This is a genomic window from Saccharothrix australiensis, from assembly GCF_003634935.1.
GTDB lineage: Bacteria > Actinomycetota > Actinomycetes > Mycobacteriales > Pseudonocardiaceae > Actinosynnema > Actinosynnema australiense.
This window is the reverse complement of record NZ_RBXO01000001.1, coordinates 7,687,874-7,709,219: the sequence shown is the minus strand read 5'-3', so window position 1 is coordinate 7,709,219 and position 21,346 is coordinate 7,687,874. Positions and strand designations below refer to the sequence as shown.

Genomic DNA, 21,346 nt, shown 5'->3' with positions numbered 1-21,346 from the left:
GCTTTGCTCAGGGAGGTCCCCAGCGGTGACCGGTCGCTACGAGAGTCCTGAGTCGTCGTGGCAGCCGCCGTCGGGCGCGGAGGGGCAGCCGAACCCGAGCCAGTCGGGCGGTTACCCGGTGGAGCCGGGGTCGGGCGCCCACTACGTCGACCCGGCGACGGTGTACCTCGACCCGTCCGCGGCCGGGCCCGCGACGGGTCCGTCGAGCGGCGGGTTCCCCGTCCAGGGGACGCAGTCGGGTTCGTACCCCGTGACGGGTCCGTCGAGCGGCGGCTTCCCGGCGCAGGGCACGCCGTCGGGTTCCTACCCGGTGACGGGTCCGTCCAGCGGCGGCTTCCCGGCGCAGGGCACGCCGTCCGGGTCGTACCCCGTGGCCGGGCAGTCCGGCTCCTACCAGGTGGGCAACCAGTCGGGGCCGTACCAGGTGGGCAACCAGTCCGGCGCGTACCAGGTGGGCAACCAGTCCGGGCCGCACCAGGTCGGCGGGCACCAGTCGGGTCCGTACCAGGTGGGCGGCCAGTCGGGCGCCTACCAGGTGGCGGGCCAGTCCGGGCCCCACCGGTTCCAGGGTCCGTTCCCGAACAACTTCCCGCAGAGCGTCCAGCCGCAGCAGTCGCCCCAGCCCCAGCAGGCCACCGCGCACGACGTCTCGTCGCAGCAGCTGATCAAGCGCGCCAAGCGCCCGCCGCAGTCGGGCTGGCGGAAGACCCTCCACGCCGTGACCGGCGGCCTGGTCAACCTCGGCGAGAGCCCGGCGGACGTGCGGCGGCGGGAGCTGATCGGCCGCATCAACCAGCCGCTGCGCGGCTGCTACAAGATCGCGATGCTGAGCCTCAAGGGCGGCGTCGGCAAGACCACGACCACGACCACGCTCGGCTCGACGTTCTCCTCGCTGCGCGGCGACCGCGTGATCGCGGTGGACGCCAACCCCGACCGCGGCACGCTGGCGCTGAAGGTGCCGCGCGAGACCACGGCGACCGTGCGGCACCTGCTGCGCGACGCCTCGCGGATCACAAAGTACAGCGACGTGCGCGCGTACACGTCGCAGTCGCCGAGCCGGCTGGAGATCCTGGCCTCCGAGCAGGACCCGGCGGTGTCCGAGGCGTTCAGCGACCAGGACTACCTGCGCACGGTGTCGCTGCTGGAGCTGTTCTACAACATCGTGCTCACCGACTGCGGCACCGGTCTGATGCACTCGGCGATGAAGGGCGTGCTCGACCAGGCCGACTCGCTGGTGCTCGTGTCGTCGGGCTCGGTGGACGGCGCGCAGACGTCGGCCGCGACGCTGGACTGGCTGGAGGCGCACGGCTACCGCGACCTGGTCGCCAAGTCGGTCGCCGTGATCAACTCGGTGCGGCCCGGCTCGGGCAAGGTCGACCTGGACAAGCTCGCCGCGCACTTCGCCCAGCGGTGCCGCGCGGTGGTGCGCATCCCGTTCGACGCGCACCTGGAGGAGGGCGCGGAGATCGAGCTGGACAAGCTCGGGCCGGAGACCAGGCTGGCGCTGCTTGAGCTGGCCGCGACGGTGGCGGACGACTTCCCGAGCAAGGTCGGCTGACCCGCCGGGGCGGCCGGGGCCTCGGGCGAGGCCCCGTTCGCGTCACTCCTCTTCCGGGCGCTTCTTGCTCTGCTCACCCAGCTTGCGCAGGAACTCCGGGTCGTCGTCGGGCGCGATGACGCGGCGACCGGCGGCGGTGTCGATCCGGTCCGGCCCGAACGCGCGCCACAGCAGCACGGCGATGGTGAGCGCGCCGATCAGCGCGAACACGTAGAGCATGGCCGCCACCTCCTTTGCCACGAGATTACTCGTGTCCGGGAGGTAAACGGGGTCACGGTCGCACCGGTTCCCCGACGGACGGGTCGGGCGCGGTGGCGGACGGCGTCGGCGCGGTGCCGACGGGGGCTTCCGGGCCGAACGACGGCGTGCCGGTCGCGCCGGACGGCGGCATCCGGGTCGCGCCGGACGGAGTCACTGGCGGACCGGTTCGGTCGCCTCGGTGGTCAGCTGGGAGAGCAGGGCCTGGACCTCGGACTCCCGGAAGCGGCGGTGCCCGCCGGGCGTCCGGATGGAGCCGATCCGGCCCGCGGTGGCCCAGCGGGTCACCGTCTTCGGGTCGACGCGGAACAGGCTGGCCACCTCGCCCGGTGTGAGCAGCCGTTCCCCCTGGTGTCCCTGCGTCACGGTCACGGTCTTCCTCCCCGGTGGCGAACAGACGTACCGGACGCATCGTGGCATCCCGACCTTCGGGTACTCGAACGCTTGGGTGATGGTAAAGAGGTAGTAAGGGACGAAGTTCGCGGTTCGGACATCGCCGCCCGTGGCCCTAGGCTGGGCCGGTGGACGCACTTGATCGACAGATCATCGCCGCACTCCGGGAGAACGGCCGGGCCACCTACGCGGACCTGGGCCGCAAGGTGGGGCTGTCCGCCTCCGCCGTGCACGAGCGGGTGGGCAAGCTGGAGGCGACCGGGGTCATCGTCGGCTACCACGCGGTGGTCGACCCGAGCGCCGTCGGCCTGGGGGTGACGGCGCTGGTCAGCATCCACCCCACGGACACCGCGGACGACGACGAGCTGGCCGTGTCGCTGGGCGAGCTGATCGAGGTGGAGTCCTGCTACCGGGTGGCGGGCGACGAGTCGTTCATCGTGAAGGTGCGCGTCGCGACCGTCGACGACCTGGAGCGCTCCCTGAGCCGGCTGCGGCGGATCGCCGGCGTGGCCCGCACCCGGACGACGGTCGTGCTGTCGACGCGCTTCGAGGGGCGTCCCAACACCGCGGCGGGTGCTCCCGAGGGCAGCGCGTAACCTGGGTAACCGTGCACCTTGGTCGTGATGTGACGCTGTACGTCGGCGCGCGGTTGGGCATGGTCGCCGTGGTCACCGCGGCGCTCGTGCTGGCCAACGTGCCGTTGCTGGTCGCCGTCGCGGTCGGCGTGGTGGTCGCGCTGCCGATCTCGATGTTCGTGTTCCGGGGCCTGCGGGTGCGGGTCGCCCGCGGGTTGGACGAGCGCCAGGCCGCGCGCCGGGCCGAGCGGGAGAAGCTGCGCGCCCAGTTGCGGGGCGAGGCCGGGTAGGTGGCGGTCGGGCCGCCGCTGGTCGGTGGGACCGGCTGTCCGCCCTCGGGGGGCGCTGTCAGAAGACCAGCAGGATGCCGCCGCCCAGGTTCGCGATGAGCAGCACCGCGAGGACGGCGAGGACGTGCCTGCTCTCGCGCAGCCTGAGGGCGAGCGCGAGGACGCCGACGGGGAGCGTGGCGGCGCCTCGTCGGGCCCGTGCCACGCGCAGCGCGCCGAACGCGACGCCCAGCGGTGACAGGCCCGGTTCCGCCGCGCCGAGCACGTCGGCGCGCCACTGCTCCAGGTAGCGGGCGCGTCGGTCGACCGGCAGGAACGCCGCCGCGACCGTCACGAGGACCAGCGCGAGGCGGCTCATCGGGACACCTGCGCACGCCGGGCGGTGGCGGTCCCGCGGTTCCGGTCGCCCGCCCGGTGGCCGCCGGCCCTGGCCGAGCACACCTTGACCGCTTCCCGAGCGCCCTCGGGGGTGAGCACGTACATCCGGCGGCGCGGTCCGCGCCGGTCGGCGTCGTCGTCCCAGGTCGAGGTGACCCACCCGGCGCGTTCCAGGCGGTCGAGCAGCGGGTAGACGCTGCCGGACGGGCGGCCGGTCAGCTTGATGATCTCCAGGCCCCAGCGGGGCCGGTCGCCGTCGAGCAGCGCCGCGAGCACGTCGACGGTGGCCTTCCCGATGCGTTCCAGCGGTTCCACGCGGCTTATCCTACCTATGTAGTTCGAGCCGGTCCACGGTTGCCGCGGCGACGCCCGCGAGGGGAGGCCCGGCTCCGGGTCGAGGCCGCCGTGCGCCGTCAGCGGCCGAACACCTCGGCGGCCTCGGCGACCAGGCGGTCCACGACGTCGGCGAGCTCCAGGCCGGACAGCCAGTGCTCCGGGATCGCCTCGACGCCGTCCCGCGCCCCGAGCAGGTTCCCGCACAGGGCGCCGGTCGAATCGCTGTCCCCGGAGTGGTTCACCGCCAGCAGCAGCCCGTCGGCGGTGCTCTCCGCCGCCAGGGCCGTGAGCACCGCGATGGCCAGCGCCTCCTCGCCGACCCACCCGCCGCCGAGCGCCGTCTCGATCACCTCCGGCGTGGGCCTGACGCCGCGCGTGCCCATCTCCACGGCCAGGTCCAGCAGCACGAGCTGCTCCTCGTGCCCGTGCCACCGCTGTAGCTCGTCGCGCGCGACGTCGATCGCGTCGGTCAGCTCCGCGCCGTCCAGCAGCCGCCGGACGACCACGGCGAGCACACCCGCCGACAGGTAGCCGCTGGGGTGGCCGTGGGTGAGCGCGCCGGTGGCCGCGGCCAGCATGAACACCTCGCGCACGTCGTCGGACCACAGCGCCACCGGCGCGGCGCGCATCACCGCTCCGCACCCCTTCGAGTCGTTGATCGGCGCGTCGACCGTGCCCAGCACGCCGGACCGCAACGCCGTCAGGCACGTGTTGCCCGGCGCGCGGAGCTGGTGCAGCGCGGGCACGTCCAGCAGCCACCCGTCGGGCGCCACCTCCGGCCCGCCCTGCGTGCGCAGCCAGCGGCCGTAGGCGACGCGCACCTCGTGCAGGGGGTCGCTGCCCCGCCGTCGGGCCAGGACCAGGCCCTCCAGCGTGAACAGGGTCATCTGGGTGTCGTCCGTGATCGCGCCGAGCCTGCCGTACGCGGGCGCGTAGTCCGTCAGGCCGGCCGGGCCGAACCGGTCCCGGATGCGGTCGATGCGGTCGAACTCGATCGAGCCGCCGAGCGCGTCGCCGACCGCGCCGGCCAGCAGGCAACCGCGGAGGGAACTGCTCACGCGTGAGGTCACCTCGTAGAAGTTATCGTGCCGGCGTGATTAATTCGGTAGACCGATGTAGTTCCCGCACCAGGGAGTGGGTGTGCGAGGCCGTCTCGATCATCGAGGCGGACGCCAACCGCAGCGCCGACACGCACCTGCTGCACTTCCCGCTCCCGCTCGAATGGGGGATCGACCTCTACCTCAAGGACGAGTCGACCCACCCCACCGGCTCGCTCAAGCACCGCTTGGCCCGGTCGCTGTTCCTCTACGCCATCTGCAACGGGTGGGTCGTCGGCGGCACGCCCGTGATCGAGGCGTCCTCGGGCTCGACGGCCGTGTCCGAGGCGTACTTCGCCCGGCTGCTCGGGCTGCCGTTCATCGCGGTGATGCCCCGGTCCACCAGCGCGGAGAAGGTGGCGCTGATCGAGCGCCAGGGCGGGCGGTGCCACTTCGTGGACGAGCCGGGCGCGATCTACGACGAGTCCCGGCGGCTCGCCGCCGAGCTCGGCGGTCACTTCATGGACCAGTTCACCCACGCCGAGCGGGCCACCGACTGGCGCGGCAACAACAACATCGCCGAGTCCGTCTTCCAGCAGATGTCCCTGGAAGCCGCGCCGGAACCGGAGTGGGTGGTGGTCGGCGCGGGCACGGGCGGCACCAGCGCGACCATCGGCCGCTACATCCACTACCGCAAGCTGCGCTCGCGGCTGGCCGTCGTCGACCCGGAGCACTCGGTGTTCTTCGACGCGTGGCGCGACGGCGACCCCGGCCTGGTGGGCTCGCGCGGCTCGCGCATCGAGGGCATCGGCCGGCCGCGCGTCGAGCCCTCGTTCGTGGGGCAGGTGATCGACCGGATGGTCAAGGTCCCGGACGCGGCGTCGATCGCCACCATCCGGCACGTCGAGGACGTCCTCGGCCGCCGGGTGGGCGGGTCGACCGGCACCAACCTGTGGGGCGCGTTCCAGCTGATCGCGGAGATGCGGGCGTCCCGGACGCGCGGCAGCGTCGTCACGCTGCTGTGCGACGGGGGTGAGCGGTACGCGAACACGTACTACGACGACGAGTGGGTGGCGGCCCAGGGCATGGACCTCGCGCCGTACCTGGCGACGTTGACCCGGTTCCGGGCCACGGGGACCTGGTCGGCCTGAGGGGTGGCGGTGCGGTCCTTCGGGAAAGTGCGCGGTGGGGGGAACGCGGGGCGGGTGCGCCGCGTCGCAGCGTCGACCGGTGCGTCGGGCCGGTCGGCGGGTCGGAAGGGGTTGCCGTGAGCATGTGGCGTACCGCGGAAGTGCTGACGGCGGAGGACGTGCTGGCCAGGTCGGTGGCCGCCGCGGACCAGGCGATGCGGGAAGCGGCCGTGCTGCGCCGGCCGGCCCGTGAGCCGTCGGCCGAGGACGTGCGGCGGGTCATGCTGTTCGCCAAGTCGGGTGAGGCGTCGCCCGAGTTGCAGGCGTTGCAGCGGCGGATCGCCGGCGGGTACCTGAGCTGGCGGCAGGTGCTGTCGGGCGAGGCGGCGGACGACCCCGGCGTGCGGGCGGCGTTCGAGAAGGACCGGGAGCGGTTGGCGGCGCTGTGCCGGGGCGAGGAGCCGCGGGTCGCACCGCCCCGACCCAAGCGTCGGGATGACGACGAGCCGATGAGCTTCACCGAGGACGCGTGGTAGGTGGGCTCGACCCGTGCGGTGCCCGGTGCGTGCCGGCGCGTGGCCGTCCCGAGGGCTGGTGTCAGGCGATGACCAGGGTGGCCGTGGTGATGACGGCCCACAGGAGCATGGCCAGGCCCGTGTGCTGCAGCACGGGGATGAGGGCCGGCCCCTTGCTGCCCCTCGCCACCCGCAGCGCGCCCAGGGCGGCCAGGGGGAGGGACAGGAAGGCCAGCAGCGCCAGGGGTTGCCGCAGGCTGATGGCCAGGGTGATGAGGAACGGGATGGTGATGAGGGCCAGGTAGAGGCGGCGGGAGTCGCGGTCGCCCAGGGTGGTCGCCAGGGTGCGCTTGCCCGCCTCCCGGTCGGTCGGGATGTCGCGCAGGCTGTTCGCGATCATGACGCCGGTCGAGAACGAGCCCATCGCGATCGCCCCGCCGATGCCGATGCCGGTGATCTCGCCGGTCTGCACGTACAGGGTGCCCAGGACGGCGGCGGGGCCGAAGAAGAGGAAGACGGCCAGTTCGCCCAGGCCCGAGTAGCCGTACGGCTTGCGCCCGCCGGTGTAGAACCACGCGCCCGCGATGCACACCGCGCCGAACGCGACCAGCCAGTAGCGACCGCTGAGCGCGATCAGCGCCGCGCCCGCCAGCGCGGCCACGCCCAGTGCCGCGAACGCCGCCGCGCGCACCGCCTTCGGGTTCGCCGCCCCCGAGCCGACGAGCCGGAACGGGCCGACGCGGTGCGCGTCGGTCCCCCGGATGCCGTCGGAGTAGTCGTTGGCGTAGTTCACCCCGATCTGGAGCGCCACCGACACGAGCAGCGCCAGCGCCGACCAGAGCGGGACGAAGCCGTCGACGTGGTGCGCCGCCCCCGCGCCCACCAGGACGGGCGCGATGGAGTTCGGCAGGGTGCGCGGTCGGGTTCCCGAGATCCACTGGGCGACTGTGGCCATGTCGCCCATCCTCCGACATGGATCTCCCCGCGCACCCGTGGGGTGCGTCTCAGCAGGGCGGGGCCTCGGCGACGCCCGCCACGTTGGCCTTCGCCGCGAACTTGCCCGGCGCGATCCGGAACCAGACGTCGGACGTGCCCTGCGTGCCGGTGACGGGCTCGCCGGTCACCTGGCACTCGACCCCGACCTGCGCGTGGTTCGCCGCCAGGCCCACCTGGTCGGCCCCGGTGGTGGCGGCGGCGCGCACGTTCATCGGCTCGCCGTCGGTGCGGACGACGGCGACCGGGCCGCCGCCGGTCCACAGGTAGGTCACGGTGACCCACTCGCTCCCGGTGAGCCGGAGGCCGTCCCAGAAGGTGCCGTCGGCCAGGTCGAGGCCCGCCGGGTTCGTGACCTCGCGCCCCGTCTCGTCCTTGCCCCCGTGGTAGCCGTCCTGGTGGGCGGCCTGCGCCTGCGGCTTGCCCTGCGGCAGGTCGCGCCACATCTCGCGGGTGTCGGGCGGGTTCCAGTAGTCGTCCTTCGTGTTCCACGGGCCGACGTCCCAGACCGGGGCCCACGCGCAGCGGCCGTTGGCGGCGCAGACCTGGACGCTGTAGGCGCCGTCGTCCTTCGTCGCCAGGGCGCGGCGGGACGGCAGGGCGGCGAAGTGGTCCCGTTCGGCGATCACGTGGCCGTTGGCGGTCGTGCCGCCGACCAGGCCCTCGCGGGTCGCGTAGACCGGGAACGCCAGGGCCGCCGCGCCCGCCGGCCTCGTGGGCGCGCCCGCGGCGGACGGGGTCAGCGCGAGGCCGGCGACCTCCGGGCTCCGCCCGGTGGCGGACAGGACCAGGCGGACCTGCACGGTGCGGACCTCGGTCGGGAGGACGGCGGGCGCGTCCGGGCGCGCCTCGGCCCACTCCGTCCACCGGCCGCCGTCGCGTGCGCCGCGCACGTCGACCGCCACCTCCGCGCCCTCGGGCACCCGGCCCTCGACGGTCGCGGCGACCGTGTCGGCGGGCTCGTCCAGGGTGTGCGGGGGCAGCACGAGGTGGCCGGTGCGGACGGCGGTGCCGGCGACCGTCGGCGCGGCGTCGTCCAGGCGCACCACGGGCCCGTCCCGGACCACGCCGGTGTCGTCGGCGTCGATCGTGGACACGTCCGGTCGCCAGGGTGCGGGCGCGCCGACCGGTTGCGCCGGGGTGGGCGGTGCGGCGGAGGTGATGAGCACCGCCGCGATGGCCAGCGGTAACACGTGGCGCCTCGTCATCGGCACTCCTCGTCGGGCTGGGCGGAGGGCGTCGTCGACCGGCGCGGGTGCCGCGGTGGGGCCTCCCGCACGGCTGGGGTGAGCCAAGCGCGGGGGATGTCCATTGTCAACGGATGGACCGGGCCGCCCGAGGGGAAGTCACTCGAAGGAGCGAGCCACGGCCACCCGATCGATTTTCCCCGGTCCCCGCACGGGCAACGCGGTCACGAAGGCCACCCGCTTGGGCGCCGCGGACCGGCCGACGGCCTCCCGGACCGCGCCGGCGAGGTGGTCGGCGGACGGCGGCGCGTGCGGGTCGCTCGGCACCACCGCGGCGACCACCGCCTGGCCCCACTCCGGGTCGGGCACGCCCACGACGCACGCCTCCCGCACGCCCGGCTGGGCCGCGAGCACGCGCTCCACCTCGACCGGCGAGACGTTCTCGCCGCCGCTGATGATCACGTCGTCCGCCCGCCCGAGCACCTCCAGCCTGCCGTCGGCCCACCGGCCGAGGTCGCCGGTCCGGAACCACTCGCCGAACGGCTCGCCGCCCCGGTAGCCGAGGGCCAGGACGGGGCCGGCCAGCTCGACGCGGCCGTCGACCAGGCGCACCCGGACGCCGTCCAGCGGCACGCCGTCGTAGACGCAGCCGCCCGCGGTCTCGCTCATGCCGTAGGTGGTGACCACCCGCACGCCCGCGGCGCGGGCGCGGGCCAGCAGGGACGGCGGCGCGGCGGCCCCGCCGACCAGCACGGCGTCGAAGTCGCGGGCCGTCGCCAGGCCGGGGCCGTCGGTCGCGACCAGGCGGGCCAGCTGGGTCGGCACCAGGGCCGTGTAGTGCCTGCCCGGCCGGGCCAGGACGGCGCGGGCCGCGGTGGCGAAGCCCGACGCGCGGAAGCCAGCCGCCAGGTCCAGGACGCCCGGCTCGGTGCCCGCGACGAGGGAGCGGACCAGGACCTGGATGCCGGCGATGTGCGTGGTGGGCAGGGCCAGCAGCCACGTGCCCGGACCGCCCAGGCGCGCGTGGGTCAGCTCGGCCGAGGTGGTCAGGGCCGACGCGGACAGCAGCACCTCCTTCGGCTCGCCGGTCGACCCGGAGGTGCCGACCGCCAGCGCCGCCGCGTCCTCCCAGGAGCGGTGGGCCGGGTCGCCGCCGGTCGGCGTGCGGGACAGGGCTCGGCGCAGTTCGTCGAGGCTCGTCATGGCGCGGTCAGTAGTAGTACGGGTAGTCGGACCAGTCCGGCGGTCGCTTTTCCAGGAAGGCGTCCCTGCCCTCCACCGCCTCGTCCGTCATGTAGGCGAGGCGGGTGGTTTCACCGGCGAAGAGCTGCTGCCCCACCAGGCCGTCGTCGATGAGGTTGAAGGCGTATTTCAACATGCGCTGCGCGGTCGGCGATTTGCCGTTGATCTCCTTCGCCCATTCCAGGGCGGTGTCCTCCAGTTCGGCGTGCGGCACCACGGCGTTCACCGCGCCCATCCGGTGCATTTCGGCGGCGCCGTACGTGCGGCCCAGGAAGAAGATTTCGCGCGCGAACTTCTGGCCGACCTGGCGCGCCAGGTACGCCGACCCGTAACCGCCGTCGAAACTGCCGACGTCGGCGTCGGTCTGCTTGAACCTCGCGTGCTCCTCGCTCGCCAGGGTGAGGTCGCACACCACGTGCAGGCTGTGCCCGCCGCCGGCCGCCCAGCCCGGCACCACCGCGATGACCACCTTCGGCATGAACCTGATCAGGCGCTGGCACTCCAGGATGTGCAGCCGGCCGGCGCGGGCCGGGTCCACGGTCTCCGCGGTCTCGCCGGACGCGTACTGGTAGCCGCTGCGGCCCCGGATGCGCTGGTCGCCACCCGAGCAGAACGCCCAGCCGCCGTCACGCGGCGACGGGCCGTTGCCGGTGAGCAGGACGCAGCCGACGTCCGGGCTCATCCGGGCGTGGTCCAGCGCGCGGTACAGCTCGTCGACCGTGTGCGGGCGGAACGCGTTGCGCACCTCGGGCCGGTGGAACGCGATGCGCACCGTGCCCTGGTCGACGGCGCGGTGGTACGTGATGTCGGTGAAGTCGAACCCCTCGACCGGCTGCCAGCGGGTCGGGTCGAACAGCTCGGAGACGCCGTGATCTGCCACGGCACGGACAATAGGCCCGCGCCGAACCTGAGAGGGGCCCAGCCCGCCGGCGGGCGTGGCGGCGGTGTTTGCGCTGAGTGACCGCCTCCGGGTGGATCATCGAACACGTGTTCGACTCAGCAAGCGGAATCACCGGTTCGTGGACTGAGCGACAATGTTCGGGTGAATCCGTCCACCGCGCAGGCCAGGGTGCTTGTCGACGAACTCGTCCGCAACGACGTCCGGCACGTCGTGCTGAGCCCCGGATCGCGCAACGCTCCGCTGTCGTTCGCCTTGGCCGAGGCCGCGGCAGCCGGACGGCTCACCCTCCACGTCCGGGTCGACGAGCGCAGCGCGGGCTTCCTCGCGCTGGGCCTCGCCAAGGGCAGCGGCGACGTCACGGCCGTGACCTGCACCTCCGGCACCGCGGTCGCGAACCTGCACCCCGCCGTGCTGGAGGCGCGCCACGCCCGCGTGCCGCTCATCGCCCTCACCGCCGACCGCCCCGTCGAGCTGTACCGGACGGGCGCGAGCCAGACCGTCGACCAGCAGCGCGTCTTCGGCCTCGACACCCTCCAGTTCCCCATCGCCGAGCGCCGCGCCGGCCAGAACGGCCTGTGGCGCTCCCTGGTCTGCCGAGCCGTCGCGAGCGCCCGCGAACAGGGGCCGGTGCACGTCAACATCCCGTTCCGGGAGCCCTTGGTGCCCGATGACACGGAGTGGCTCGAACCACTCGACGGGCGGCCGTTCGACATGCCCTGGACGCGCGTGGCGGCCAGGACCACGACGTCCCTGCACGCCGCCGACCACCTCGGCCCCCGCACGCTGGTCGTCGTCGGCGACACCGCGGACGACGTCACCGACCTCGCCGACCGCGCGGGCTGGCCGGTGATCGCCGAACCCACCGCGCACGGCCTCCGCCACGGGACGCTGCTGCTCAACGCGGGAGAGCTGCCCGACGAGCTGCGGCCGGACGCCGTGGTGGTGGTGGGTCGCCCCACCCTGTCGCGCGGCGTCATGCGGCTCATCGCCGACACGGGCGTCGTCCACGTGCTGTCCGACCAGCCGGACTGGCCGGACCCGCAGTTCACCGCCACGCACACCTCGACGGCCCTGGTCCTGGGCGAGCACGAGGTGGACGACGAGTGGCTGACCGCCTGGCAGCACGCCGACAAGGCCGCCGCCGACGTGGTGGACGAGCTGCTCGCCAAGGAGCGCTGGCCGACCGGCCTCCAGGTGGCGAAGGACCTGGTCGAGGCGCTGCCCGCGCACACCAACCTGTTCCTCGGCTCGTCGAACCCGGTGCGCGACGTGGACCTGGTGGCCGCGCCGCGCCACGACATCCGGGTGCACGCCAACCGGGGCGTCGCGGGCATCGACGGCAGCGTCTCGACGGCGGCGGGCATCGCGCTGACCCGCGGCCCCACCGTCGCCCTGATAGGCGACCTGACGTTCCTGCACGACACCAACGGCCTGCTGATCGGCCCGGACGAGCCGCGCCCCGACCTGACCGTGGTGGTCCTCAACGACGACGGCGGCGGCATCTTCACGCTGCTGGAGCAGGGCGCGCCCGAGCACGCGTCCGCGTTCGAACGGGTCTTCGGCACGCCGCACGGCGTCGACCTGGCCGCCCTGTGCGCCGCGCACCACGTGCCGCACACCAGGGTCGAGAACGCCGACGAGCTGCGCCGCGCGCTGGGCGTCCCGCGCGGAATCCGCGTGGTGGAAATCCGCGCGGACCGCACCGAATTGCGCGATCTGCACCACCGCCTGAAGTCGGCGGTGTCAACCGCATTCCACTAGCCAGGAACCGCCGGACGGGGGTACAGCCGCGCCGGGCGCGGGAGCTAGCTTGCCCTCCATGTCACCGAGATCGAAGCTCACGCTGGGCACCGCCACCGCGGCGACACTGCTGTTGTTGACCGGCACGGCGTCCGCCGCGCAACCGGGCTCGCCGGGCATCGGGGACCCCTACTACCCGAATGCGGGCAACGGCGGTTACGACGTTTCCCACTACGACCTCAGGCTGAACTACCAACCGGCCACGGACCTCCTTTCCGGCACCGCGACGATCCTGGCGAGGACGACCCAGGACCTGAACCGGTTCAACCTGGACTTCCTGCTGAAGGTCGGTTCGGTCCGGGTGAACAACCGGGTCGCCGGGTTCACGCAGGAGGGCGGCGAGCTGGTCGTCGACCCGAGGGGCGAGCTCCGGAAGGGCTCCGAGCTGACGATCGTCGTGACGTACTCGGACGTGCCGTCGAGCCACCAGGTCGGCGGCGTGTCGATCTGGAAGCGCACCCCCGACGGCGCGCTCGCGATCGACGAGCCGGACATCGCGCCGTGGTGGTTCCCCAGCAACAACCACCCGACGGACAAGGCCACGTTCGACGTCTCGGTGGCCGTGCCGGACGGCGTCGAGGTGCTCTCCAACGGCCTGTTCAACGGGACCGCCAAGCAGATCAACGGCTGGACGCGCTGGCGCTGGCGCAGCGTCAAGCCGCAGGCCCCGTACCTCGCCTACGTGGCGATCGGCCAGTTCGACGTGCGGCACTCCACCGCGCCGAACGGCCAACCGGTGGTCAACGCCTACTCGCTGAACCTCGGCGCGGACGACAGCGCGGCCAAGGCCAGCATCGAGCGCACCCCCGAGGTGGTCGAGTTCCTGGAGGAGAGCTTCGGCCCCTACCCGTTCGAGGCGCAGGGCGGCGTGGTCGCGCCCGGCATCGGGTTCGCGCTGGAGAACCAGACGCGGTCGACCTACGACCCGGCGTTCTTCCGCCGCGGCGCGAACACCTACGTCGTGGCGCACGAGAACGCGCACCAGTGGTTCGGCGACTCGGTGTCGGTGCACCGCTGGCGGGACATCTGGCTGAACGAGGGCTTCGCGAGCTACGCCGAGTTCCTGTGGTCGGAGCACGTGGGCGAGGGCACGGCGCAGGAGAACGCCCAGTACGTCTACGACTCCCACCCGGCGACGGACGAGTTCTGGAACGTCCTGCCCGGCGACCCCGGCGCGGCCGACCAGTTCCACGGCGCGGTGTACGACCGGGGCGCGCTCGCCGTGCACGCGCTGCGGGTCGCGGTGGGCGACGAGGCGTTCTTCACCCTGCTCAAGCGGTGGACGCAGGCGAAGAAGTACGGCACCGCGACCATCGAGGAGTTCATCGCGCTGGCCGAGCGGGTGTCGGGGCAGCAGCTCGACGAGCTGTTCCGCACGTGGCTGTTCACCAAGGGCAAGCCCGCGGTGGGGCCGGGCGGCGCGACGTTCGCGACCGCGGGCGCGGTGGCCGAGCCGCCGTCGTACCGGAAGATCCGCGAGACGCACGAGCTGCTCGCGGCCGGGCACGCGCACTGAGCGCACGGGGCCCCGCCGCCGGGCGGACCCCGCCGGGAACACCCGTGGCCGCGTCCCCCGACGGACGCGGCCACGGTCTTCACCGGGCGGGTCAGCCGGTCCGGCCGATGCCGTCCACGACCTTCGTGGTGATGGAGCTGGACGAGGTCACGGTGCCGGGCTCGACCCACGCGTAGTGCGGCTTCGGGCCGGCCACGGTGCGCTCGCCGATGAACTCGCCGGTGGCGGGGTCGACGATCAGGTCGCGGCGCTCCTTCTCGTCCTCGATGCCGATCGCCGTGCCGGTCCGGCCGTCGAGGGTGGCCGCGGCCTCGTAGACCCGGACGCCGTCGAGCTGCGCCAGCGCCCGGTACCAGGAGGCGCGCAGGTCGGCGGGCATGAGGCCGGCGCGCAGGATCTCCACGCCCCAGTGGAACATCACGGCCGGCGTCGAGCCGCGGTGCGCGGTGCTCTCCCGCAGGTACTCGACCAGGGCCTGCGGGTCGCGCGGCAGGTTGGCGTAGAAGGCGGGGTTGTTCCAGTCGGTCGGGTCGCCGCAGGACTTCGCGCCCCCGGAGTCGGGGAAGAAGTTGCCGCACTTGCCACGCCGCTCACCGGTGTCGGTGTCGATCGCCGTCGGCTCGGGCGCCTCGGACCTCGGGACGTTGCCGCCGAGCCACTTCACGCCGGGCAGCCAACTCCGCTTCTCCAGCCACTCCCCGGACTGGTCCTGCGGGATCCAGACCTCGCGGCGGACCTCCTTCGAGTAGCTGAAGCCCTTGACGGTCTGGTCGGGCGCGTCGACGGGCACGCCGAACTGCGTGCCGCGCTCGTACCAGGCGTGCTCGTCGATGTAGCGGTACTGGCCGGGCGCGAGCTGCGGGTCGACGGTCTTGATCGCGTCGGCGGCGTTGTTCAGCACCTCGTGGGCGGACAGCAGCGCCATGGCGGGCACGGACGCCGAGGTGCCCGGCGCGGTCGCCGCGGTGCCGCCGCCCGCGTCCGGCCGCCCGACCCCGTTGGTCACGACGACACCGGCGATGAGCGCGGCCGCCGCGGCGGCGGAGACGGGGAGGAGCCACCGCGTCGGGCGGGAGCGGCGGGGGGCCTGCCCGGTGGCCGCGGCGGCCAGCACGCGGGCCCGGATGTCGTCCAGCGACGGCTCGGCGGTGCGCGCGGCGTGGTTGATGCTGTCGAGTGCGTCGTCGAGTTCACGCATCGCGGTTCTCCTCGGTGAGCAGGGCTTGCAGGCGGGTCCGGACCCGGTGCAGGCGGGAGCGGACGGTGCTGGCGGGTTCACCGATGGCCTCGGCGACCTCGGAGGGGGTGAGACCGGCCCAGGACGTGAGCAGCAGCGCGTCGCGGTCCTCGTCGCGCAGCTCGGTCAGCGCCTGCGCGATCGCGGCGGACGCGCGCTGCGCGTCCACCCGGTCGGCGACGAACGCCCCGTGGTCCGGTTCCGGGCGGCCGACCGACCGCAGGCCGGCCCGGCGACCGCGCGTCTCCCGGCGCAGGTGCTCGCGCATCAGGTTCGTCGCGATGCCGTACAGCCACCCCTTGACCGGTGCGCGCTCCGGGTCGTAGCTGTGCCGCCGCCGCAGGGCGACCAGGAACGTCTCGGCCACCAGGTCGTCGGCGGTCGACTCGCCGACCCGGCCGGCCAGGTAACCGCGCAGCCGCCGCGCGTGCGCGTCGAACAGCTCGGCGAACGCGGCGGCGGCGTCCGGCCCGCGCAAGTCCGGGGGCCTTTCCAGTGCTGTGGTCACACACCGATCGACCGACCGGCCGCCCGGCGTCCCCGTGACCTCCGTCACGGACCTTCGAGTGCTTCGCGCAGCGGCTGCGTCTTGGCGTGCGCCTCGCGCACCTCCGCGTCGGGGTCGGAGTCGGCGACCAGCCCGCAGCCGGCGAACAGCCGCGCGGTCCGGCCCTCGACCCGCGCGCACCGCAGCGCGACGCCCAGCTCGCCGTCGCCGTTGCCGTCGACCCACCCCACCGGGCCCGCGTACCGGCCCCGGTCCATGCCCTCCAACTCCTCGATGACGGCCACCGCCGCCGCGCGCGGCGTGCCGCCGACGGCCGCCGTGGGGTGCAGCGCCTCGCCCAGCCGCAGCAGCGACGGCGTGCCGCTCAGGGTGCCGACGACGTCGCTGGACAGGTGCGACACGTTCGGCAGCCGCAGCACCGACGGGCCGTCGACGGACATCGCGGCGCAGAACGGCCGCAGCGCGTCGGTCAGCGAGCGGACCGCGTACTCGTGCTCCGCCAGGTCCTTCCCGGACGCCAGCAGGGCCGCCGCCAGGTCGTCGTCGGGCACCCCGGCGCGGGGCCACGTGGTGCCCGCGAGCACCCGCGAGTCGACGACCGCGCCGGAGCGCCGCAGCAGCAGCTCGGGCGTCGCGCCGACCAGCCCGTCCACCGCGTACACCCAGCACCCCTGGTAGCGGCGGGCCAGGCCCTCCAGCACGAACCGCTCGTCGATGGGGCTGTCGGCGACCGCGAGCACGTCGTGCGCGAGCACCACCTTGGCCAGCTCGCCCGCCCGCATCCGGGCCACGGCGGCGCGCACGGCCTCGCGGTAGGCCGGCACGGGGAACCGGCCGTCGGTGTACCGCACCGACGACGGGCGGCGCACCGGCCGCACCTCCGTGACGCCGGGGAGCGCGGTGTCCCGCGGCCCGCCGTGCGCGCCCGGCCGGCCGCCGATCGTGGTGACCCACGCCTCGCCGTCACGCACACCGGCCACCACCTCGGGCACGACCAGCACCGAGTGGCCGGGCCGGTCGGCGAACGCCAGGGAGACGAACGCCACGGGACCGCTGCCCGGCACGCCCACCTCGTCGCGCACCTCCAGCGCCGCGGTGAACTCGCGCCACCAGCGGTCGGCGGCGGCGAACCGGTCCGGTCCGGACACCTCGAACCGGGCGGCCTCACCCCACCCGACCAGCCCCGCGCCGTCCCGCACCCAGGCCAGCGCGCCCGTCGGGGCGGGCAGCCTGCCCAGCAGACCCGCGTCGGCGACGCGCCTGGAGTGGACGCCCAGCCGGTGCCGGGCACGGGAGGCGGGAGCTGTGGTCACGTGACCGAGGGTATGGACTCGCGGCTGAGGTACCGCGTCCGGGCGGCCCTAGACTGCTCGGTTGTGGTGGACAACGCGGTGCGGACCGGTCGTCGCCGGAAGGTCGGGCTGCTGGTCGCGCGGGCGCTGCTGGTCCTCGGCTCGGTGGTGACGCTGATCGGCGTGATCCTGCTGGCCGCGTGCCTGCGGGACGACCTGGCGATCGAGCGGCGGCTGGGCAAGGCGACCGCCGAGGTGGTGTCCGTCTCGTACCAGCGGACGGTGGTGCGGTTCGCGACCCCGGACGGCGCGGTGCACAGCCCGTCGCAGGGCGTGCTGTACCCGGAGGGGCTGGAGCCCGGTCAGCTCGTGCGCATCGAGTACGACACCGCCGACCCGGAGCTGGCGCGGGTGGCCGAGCGCACCTGGACGCTGGCGATCCTGCCGATCTCGACGTTCCTGCTCGCCGTGTGGGCGGTGCTGCTGCCCCTGTCCTGGTGGGTCCGCCGGCGCTTGTGACACTTGTTCCCGAAAACCGCCTCCAGGTGTAACATCGGCCGCATGGACCTGGAGGCGGAGTTCGAGCGCACCGTGGCGGCGGAGCACCGCGTCGAGCCGCGCGACTGGATGCCGGACGGGTACCGCCGGACGCTGATCCGGCAGATCGCGCAGCACGCGCACTCCGAGGTCATCGGGATGCAGCCGGAGGGCAACTGGATCAGCCGCGCGCCGTCGCTGCGCCGCAAGGCGATCCTGCTCGCCAAGGTCCAGGACGAGGCGGGCCACGGGCTCTACCTGTACGCCGCGGCCGAGACGCTGGGCGCGGACCGGGCCGAGCTGACCGGGAACCTGATCTCCGGGCGGCAGAAGTACTCCTCGATCTTCAACTACCCGACGCTGTCCTACGCCGACGTCGGCACCATCGGCTGGCTCGTGGACGGCGCGGCCATCTGCAACCAGGTCCCGCTGTGCCGGACGTCCTACGGGCCGTACGCGCGGGCGATGATCCGGATCTGCAAGGAGGAGTCGTTCCACCAGCGGCAGGGCTACGAGCTGCTGATGACGATGATGCGCGGCACGGACGCCCAGCGCGCCCTCGTGCAGGAGTCGGTGGACCGGTTCTGGTGGCCGTCGCTGATGATGTTCGGCCCGCCGGACGCCGAGAGCGCCAACACCGAGCGGTCGATGGCGTGGCGGATCAAGCGCAACACCAACGACGAGCTGCGGCAGAAGTTCGTGGACATGACCGTGCCGCAGGCCGAGAAACTGGGCGTGACGCTGCCCGACCCGGCGCTGCGGTGGAACGAGGAGCGCGGGCACTACGACTTCGGCCAGCCGGACTGGGACGAGTTCTGGCAGGTCGTGCAGGGCAACGGGCCCGCGAACGCGCAGCGCGTCGCGCACCGGCGCAAGGCGCACGAGGACGGCGAGTGGGTGCGTGCCGCCGCCGCGGCGCACGCCGCCAAGCGCCGCGAGGTCCGGGAGGGCGCGGCATGAGCGGGTCGTGGCCGTTGTGGGAGGTGTTCGTCCGCGGCAAGCGCGGGCTCAACCACGTGCACGTCGGGTCGTTGCACGCGCCGGACGCGGAGATGGCGCTGCGCAACGCCCGTGACGTCTACACGCGGCGCAACGAGGGCGTGTCGATCTGGGTCGTGCCGGCCGCGGAGATCACCGCGTCGTCGCCGGACGAGAAGGACCCGTTCTTCGCGCCGAGCGGCGACAAGGTGTACCGGCACCCGACGTTCTACGCGATACCCGAGGACGTGCCGCACCTATGAGCTTCGACAACGCCTACGGGTCGCTGGTCGACCAGGAGGACGCGCACTGGGCGTTCGGGACGGGGTTCGCGGAGCCGCTGCCCGGCGTCGACCGCGCCGTACCGTCCACTGTGGACCGGGACGACCTGTTCGCCTACTGCCTGATGCTCGGCGACGACGCGCTGGTGCTGGCCCAGCGGCTGGCCGAGTGGTGCTCCCGCGCGCCCGAGCTGGAGGAGGACGTGGCGCTCGCCAACATCGCCCTCGACCTGCTCGGCCAGGCCCGGCTGCTGCTGACGCGGGCGGGCGAGGTCGAGGGCGCGGGTCGGGACGAGGACGCGCTGGCGTACCTGCGCGACGAGCGCGAGTTCCGCAACGTGCACCTCGCCGAGATCGAGTGCGGTCCGCGCGCGGGCGGCGACTTCGCGACCACGATGGCGCGGCTGCTGGTGTTCTCGTCGTGGAAGGTCGCGCAGTACGGGCGGCTGCGGGCGTTCGCCGACCCGGTGGTGGCCGCGGTCGCCGCCAAGGGGCTGAAGGAGCTGGCCTACCACCGCGACCACGCGGCGCAGTGGGTCGTGCGGCTCGGCGACGGCACGCCCGAGTCGCACGAGCGGATGCGCGCCGGGGTGCGGCGGGTGTGGCCCTACCTGGACGAGCTGTTCACCGGGCACGCGGTGGAGCTGCGGCTGGGCGTCGACCCGGCCCCGCTCCGGTCCGAAGTGGACGGCGTGCTGGCCGAGGTGTTCCGGGCCGCCGGGCTGACCCGCCCGGAACCCGTGCCCGCCGCGCGGGTCGCCGGGCGGGCGGGGCGCGACGGCGTGCACACCGAGGCGATGGGCTACCTGCTGGCCGAGCTACAGCACGTCCACCGGTCGCTGCCGGGTGCGACGTGGTGACCGCGCTGGAGGTCGCCTCGCGGGTACCCGACCCGGAGCTGCCGGTGCTGACGCTGGCCGACCTCGGCGTGCTGCGGGACGTGGTCGAGGCGGACGGGCGGGTGCTGGTGACCATCACGCCCACCTACTCGGGGTGCCCCGCGATCGAGGAGATGGGCGCGGACCTGCGCCGGTCGCTGCGCGCCGCCGGGTACGCCGACGTCGAGGTGCGGCTGTCGCTCACGCCCGCGTGGACCACGGACTGGATCAGCGAGGAGGGCAGGCGGAAGCTCGCGGCCGCCGGCATCGCGCCGCCGGCGCGCCTCGGGCCGCGCGCCGCCGGCCCGGTGCCGCTGAACCTCGTGCCGCCGGCGCGGCGGGTCGCCTGCCCCCGGTGCGGGTCGACCCGGACCACCGAGCTGTCCCGGTTCGGCTCGACGGCGTGCAAGGCGCTGCGGCGGTGCGCGGACTGCGCCGAACCCTTCGAGCACGTCAAGGAGATCTGATGGCGCGGCCGGTGTTCCACGAGCTGACCGTGGCCGCCGTCGACCGGCTGTGCGAGGACGCCGTCGCGGTGACCTTCGACGTGCCCGACGAGCTGGCGGACGCGTTCGCCTTTCGCGCCGGGCAGTACCTGACGCTGCGGATGGGCGAGCAGCGGCGCTCGTACTCGATCTGCGCGCCCGTCGGCTCGCCGCCGCGGATCGGGGTGCGGCGGGTCGACGGCGGGCTGTTCTCCGAGCACCTGGTCGACCGGGTGCGGTGCGGCGACGTGCTGGAGGTCCTGCCGCCGGCGGGGAACTTCGCGCCGGACGGGGGCGGGCACCACGGCCTGGTCGTCGCCGGCTCGGGCATCACGCCCGCGCTCTCCATCGCGGCCACGGTGCTCGCGGACGGCGCGCGGGTGACCCTGCTGTACGGCAACCGGCGGGCGGACACCGTGATGTTCGCGGACGAGCTGGCCGACCTGAAGGACCGCTACCCGGCGCGGTTCCAGCTCGTGCACGTGCTGTCGCGGGAGCCGCGGGACGTGGAGCTGTTCAGCGGTCGGCTGGACGGGGCGAAGCTCCGGGCGCTGTGCGCCACCGTCGTGCCGTTCCGGTCCGTCGACCAGTGGTGGCTGTGCGGGCCCTACGGGATGGTGCGGGAGGCGGAGGAGGTGCTGTCGTCGCTCGGCGCGGACCCGTCGACCGTGCACCGCGAGCTGTTCTACGTGGACGAGCCGCCACCGCCGCCGCGCCGGGCCGAGGAGTCGAGCGCCGCGCCGGCCGAGGCGGTGGTGGTGCTGGACGGCCGCACGACGACCGTGCCCCTGCCGGCCGGCACGCCGATCCTCGACGCGGCCCAACGCGTGCGCGCCGACCTGCCGTTCGCGTGCAAGGGCGGGGTGTGCGGCACGTGCCGGGCGCGGGTCTTGTCCGGGGCGGTCGACATGCGGCGGAACTACGCCCTGGAGCCGCGCGAGGTGGCCGAGGGCTTCGTGCTGACCTGCCAGGCGGTGCCGCTGACGCCGTCGGTCACGGTCGACTACGACGCCTGACCCACCGGCCCCTGTTGGGGTCGGC

General features: G+C 74.0%; 25 protein-coding genes. 13 read left to right on the top strand and 12 right to left on the bottom strand.

What is annotated here, in order from left to right; all coding sequences use genetic code 11:
* Nucleotides 1–25: 25 nt before the first annotated feature.
* On the top strand, nucleotides 26–1,558 hold the full coding sequence (locus tag C8E97_RS33020; protein WP_121010187.1) for a nucleotide-binding protein: 1,533 nt from the start codon (nucleotides 26–28) through the stop codon (nucleotides 1,556–1,558).
* A gap of 42 nt (nucleotides 1,559–1,600) precedes the next feature.
* Here the strand turns inward: C8E97_RS33020 and C8E97_RS33015 are convergent, their stop codons facing one another.
* Together C8E97_RS33015 and C8E97_RS33010 are read right to left on the bottom strand one after the other, a co-directional pair.
* Nucleotides 1,601–1,798 (bottom strand): hypothetical protein, encoded by a 198-nt coding sequence (locus C8E97_RS33015; RefSeq protein ID WP_147455296.1) that lies wholly within the window; start codon nucleotides 1,796–1,798, stop codon nucleotides 1,601–1,603.
* 171 nt (nucleotides 1,799–1,969) lie between these two features.
* Nucleotides 1,970–2,188: a BldC family transcriptional regulator gene (locus tag C8E97_RS33010; protein ID WP_425470643.1), complete on the bottom strand. Its 219-nt coding sequence runs from the start codon at nucleotides 2,186–2,188 to the stop codon at nucleotides 1,970–1,972.
* Between the two features lie 149 nt (nucleotides 2,189–2,337).
* On the opposite strand from C8E97_RS33010, the gene C8E97_RS33005 reads away from it, so the two are divergent.
* Both C8E97_RS33005 and C8E97_RS33000 read left to right on the top strand, forming a co-directional pair.
* On the top strand, nucleotides 2,338–2,805 hold the full coding sequence (locus tag C8E97_RS33005) for an Lrp/AsnC family transcriptional regulator (protein ID WP_121010181.1): 468 nt from the start codon (nucleotides 2,338–2,340) through the stop codon (nucleotides 2,803–2,805).
* Between the two features lie 11 nt (nucleotides 2,806–2,816).
* Nucleotides 2,817–3,074 (top strand): DUF4229 domain-containing protein, encoded by a 258-nt coding sequence (locus tag C8E97_RS33000; RefSeq protein WP_281275488.1) that lies wholly within the window; start codon nucleotides 2,817–2,819, stop codon nucleotides 3,072–3,074.
* Between the two features lie 58 nt (nucleotides 3,075–3,132).
* Here C8E97_RS33000 and C8E97_RS32995 read toward each other — a convergent pair whose 3' ends face one another.
* The 3 genes from C8E97_RS32995 to C8E97_RS32985 form a co-directional block, all read right to left on the bottom strand.
* Nucleotides 3,133–3,432 (bottom strand): hypothetical protein, encoded by a 300-nt coding sequence (locus tag C8E97_RS32995; RefSeq protein ID WP_121010175.1) that lies wholly within the window; start codon nucleotides 3,430–3,432, stop codon nucleotides 3,133–3,135.
* A complete protein-coding gene (locus tag C8E97_RS32990) occupies nucleotides 3,429–3,767 on the bottom strand; it encodes a PadR family transcriptional regulator (RefSeq protein WP_121010172.1) in 339 nt (112 codons plus the stop codon). The genes C8E97_RS32995 and C8E97_RS32990 overlap by 4 nt, the downstream gene beginning before the upstream one ends.
* A gap of 98 nt (nucleotides 3,768–3,865) precedes the next feature.
* Nucleotides 3,866–4,846, bottom strand: coding sequence for an ADP-ribosylglycohydrolase family protein (locus C8E97_RS32985; protein WP_246019305.1), 981 nt, complete (start codon nucleotides 4,844–4,846; stop codon nucleotides 3,866–3,868).
* Nucleotides 4,847–4,926: 80 nt separating this feature from the next.
* On the opposite strand from C8E97_RS32985, the gene cds1 reads away from it, so the two are divergent.
* A complete protein-coding gene (cds1, locus tag C8E97_RS32980; RefSeq protein WP_281275487.1) occupies nucleotides 4,927–5,976 on the top strand; it encodes an L-cysteine desulfhydrase Cds1 in 1,050 nt (349 codons plus the stop codon).
* A gap of 122 nt (nucleotides 5,977–6,098) precedes the next feature.
* Nucleotides 6,099–6,491 carry a hypothetical protein gene (locus tag C8E97_RS32975; RefSeq protein ID WP_121010167.1) on the top strand — a complete coding sequence of 131 codons (393 nt, stop codon included), beginning with the start codon at nucleotides 6,099–6,101 and terminating at the stop codon, nucleotides 6,489–6,491.
* Between the two features lie 61 nt (nucleotides 6,492–6,552).
* Here C8E97_RS32975 and C8E97_RS32970 read toward each other — a convergent pair whose 3' ends face one another.
* The 4 genes from C8E97_RS32970 to C8E97_RS32955 form a co-directional block, all read right to left on the bottom strand.
* Nucleotides 6,553–7,425: a 1,4-dihydroxy-2-naphthoate polyprenyltransferase gene (locus C8E97_RS32970; protein ID WP_121010164.1), complete on the bottom strand. Its 873-nt coding sequence runs from the start codon at nucleotides 7,423–7,425 to the stop codon at nucleotides 6,553–6,555.
* A 49-nt stretch (nucleotides 7,426–7,474) separates the two neighbouring features.
* Entirely contained in the window at nucleotides 7,475–8,671 is a 1,197-nt protein-coding gene (locus C8E97_RS32965) for a hypothetical protein (protein WP_121010161.1), read from the bottom strand.
* Nucleotides 8,672–8,809: 138 nt separating this feature from the next.
* Entirely contained in the window at nucleotides 8,810–9,853 is a 1,044-nt protein-coding gene (gene menE, locus C8E97_RS32960) for an o-succinylbenzoate--CoA ligase (RefSeq protein WP_121010158.1), read from the bottom strand.
* A gap of 7 nt (nucleotides 9,854–9,860) precedes the next feature.
* Nucleotides 9,861–10,772, bottom strand: coding sequence for a 1,4-dihydroxy-2-naphthoyl-CoA synthase (locus C8E97_RS32955; RefSeq protein WP_121010155.1), 912 nt, complete (start codon nucleotides 10,770–10,772; stop codon nucleotides 9,861–9,863).
* 162 nt (nucleotides 10,773–10,934) lie between these two features.
* Between C8E97_RS32955 and menD the strand changes: the two genes are divergently transcribed.
* Nucleotides 10,935–12,554 (top strand): 2-succinyl-5-enolpyruvyl-6-hydroxy-3-cyclohexene-1-carboxylic-acid synthase, encoded by a 1,620-nt coding sequence (gene menD, locus C8E97_RS32950; RefSeq protein WP_121010152.1) that lies wholly within the window; start codon nucleotides 10,935–10,937, stop codon nucleotides 12,552–12,554.
* A gap of 58 nt (nucleotides 12,555–12,612) precedes the next feature.
* On the top strand, nucleotides 12,613–14,109 hold the full coding sequence (locus tag C8E97_RS32945; protein ID WP_121010149.1) for a M1 family metallopeptidase: 1,497 nt from the start codon (nucleotides 12,613–12,615) through the stop codon (nucleotides 14,107–14,109).
* A gap of 91 nt (nucleotides 14,110–14,200) precedes the next feature.
* Here C8E97_RS32945 and C8E97_RS32940 read toward each other — a convergent pair whose 3' ends face one another.
* Genes C8E97_RS32940 through C8E97_RS32930 form a run of 3 tightly spaced genes read right to left on the bottom strand, consistent with a single transcriptional unit; the run spans nucleotide 14,201 to nucleotide 17,167 of the window.
* A complete protein-coding gene (locus C8E97_RS32940) occupies nucleotides 14,201–15,307 on the bottom strand; it encodes a CU044_5270 family protein (RefSeq protein WP_121010146.1) in 1,107 nt (368 codons plus the stop codon).
* Nucleotides 15,300–15,854, bottom strand: a complete 555-nt coding sequence (locus C8E97_RS32935) for an RNA polymerase sigma factor (RefSeq protein ID WP_246019304.1) — start codon at nucleotides 15,852–15,854, stop codon at nucleotides 15,300–15,302. Before C8E97_RS32935 ends, C8E97_RS32940 begins: the two co-directional genes overlap by 8 nt.
* 44 nt (nucleotides 15,855–15,898) lie before the next feature.
* On the bottom strand, nucleotides 15,899–17,167 hold the full coding sequence (locus C8E97_RS32930; protein ID WP_121010140.1) for an isochorismate synthase: 1,269 nt from the start codon (nucleotides 17,165–17,167) through the stop codon (nucleotides 15,899–15,901).
* Nucleotides 17,168–17,179: 12 nt separating this feature from the next.
* Between C8E97_RS32930 and C8E97_RS32925 the strand changes: the two genes are divergently transcribed.
* The 6 genes from C8E97_RS32925 to paaE are packed head-to-tail and all read left to right on the top strand — an operon-like array spanning nucleotide 17,180 to nucleotide 21,321.
* On the top strand, nucleotides 17,180–17,665 hold the full coding sequence (locus C8E97_RS32925) for a DUF3592 domain-containing protein (RefSeq protein WP_121012867.1): 486 nt from the start codon (nucleotides 17,180–17,182) through the stop codon (nucleotides 17,663–17,665).
* Nucleotides 17,666–17,707: 42 nt separating this feature from the next.
* Nucleotides 17,708–18,643 carry a 1,2-phenylacetyl-CoA epoxidase subunit PaaA gene (paaA, locus tag C8E97_RS32920; protein ID WP_121010137.1) on the top strand — a complete coding sequence of 312 codons (936 nt, stop codon included), beginning with the start codon at nucleotides 17,708–17,710 and terminating at the stop codon, nucleotides 18,641–18,643.
* A complete protein-coding gene (gene paaB / locus C8E97_RS32915) occupies nucleotides 18,640–18,924 on the top strand; it encodes a 1,2-phenylacetyl-CoA epoxidase subunit PaaB (protein ID WP_121010134.1) in 285 nt (94 codons plus the stop codon). The genes paaA and paaB overlap by 4 nt, the downstream gene beginning before the upstream one ends.
* Complete coding sequence (gene paaC, locus C8E97_RS32910; RefSeq protein WP_121010131.1) at nucleotides 18,921–19,802, top strand: 1,2-phenylacetyl-CoA epoxidase subunit PaaC; 882 nt, start codon at nucleotides 18,921–18,923, stop codon at nucleotides 19,800–19,802. Before paaB ends, paaC begins: the two co-directional genes overlap by 4 nt.
* Complete coding sequence (paaD, locus tag C8E97_RS32905; RefSeq protein ID WP_121010127.1) at nucleotides 19,796–20,287, top strand: 1,2-phenylacetyl-CoA epoxidase subunit PaaD; 492 nt, start codon at nucleotides 19,796–19,798, stop codon at nucleotides 20,285–20,287. Before paaC ends, paaD begins: the two co-directional genes overlap by 7 nt.
* On the top strand, nucleotides 20,287–21,321 hold the full coding sequence (paaE, locus tag C8E97_RS32900; RefSeq protein ID WP_121010124.1) for a 1,2-phenylacetyl-CoA epoxidase subunit PaaE: 1,035 nt from the start codon (nucleotides 20,287–20,289) through the stop codon (nucleotides 21,319–21,321). Before paaD ends, paaE begins: the two co-directional genes overlap by 1 nt.
* Nucleotides 21,322–21,346 lie beyond the last annotated feature (25 nt).

Excerpts from the sequence above, each read along its gene's own strand:
- C8E97_RS32995 (WP_121010175.1), bottom strand. The coding sequence starts at position 3,432 with ATGAGCCGCCTCGCGCTGGTCCTCGTGACGGTCGCGGCGGCGTTCCTG.
- C8E97_RS32975 (WP_121010167.1), top strand. The coding sequence starts at position 6,099 with ATGTGGCGTACCGCGGAAGTGCTGACGGCGGAGGACGTGCTGGCCAGG.
- C8E97_RS32970 (WP_121010164.1), bottom strand. The coding sequence starts at position 7,425 with ATGGCCACAGTCGCCCAGTGGATCTCGGGAACCCGACCGCGCACCCTG.
- C8E97_RS32965 (WP_121010161.1), bottom strand. The coding sequence starts at position 8,671 with ATGACGAGGCGCCACGTGTTACCGCTGGCCATCGCGGCGGTGCTCATC.
- menE (WP_121010158.1), bottom strand. The coding sequence starts at position 9,853 with ATGACGAGCCTCGACGAACTGCGCCGAGCCCTGTCCCGCACGCCGACC.
- C8E97_RS32945 (WP_121010149.1), top strand. The coding sequence starts at position 12,613 with ATGTCACCGAGATCGAAGCTCACGCTGGGCACCGCCACCGCGGCGACA.
- C8E97_RS32940 (WP_121010146.1), bottom strand. The coding sequence starts at position 15,307 with ATGCGTGAACTCGACGACGCACTCGACAGCATCAACCACGCCGCGCGC.
- C8E97_RS32925 (WP_121012867.1), top strand. The coding sequence starts at position 17,180 with ATGGACTCGCGGCTGAGGTACCGCGTCCGGGCGGCCCTAGACTGCTCG.
- paaA (WP_121010137.1), top strand. The coding sequence starts at position 17,708 with ATGGACCTGGAGGCGGAGTTCGAGCGCACCGTGGCGGCGGAGCACCGC.
- paaB (WP_121010134.1), top strand. The coding sequence starts at position 18,640 with ATGAGCGGGTCGTGGCCGTTGTGGGAGGTGTTCGTCCGCGGCAAGCGC.
- paaC (WP_121010131.1), top strand. The coding sequence starts at position 18,921 with ATGAGCTTCGACAACGCCTACGGGTCGCTGGTCGACCAGGAGGACGCG.
- paaE (WP_121010124.1), top strand. The coding sequence starts at position 20,287 with ATGGCGCGGCCGGTGTTCCACGAGCTGACCGTGGCCGCCGTCGACCGG.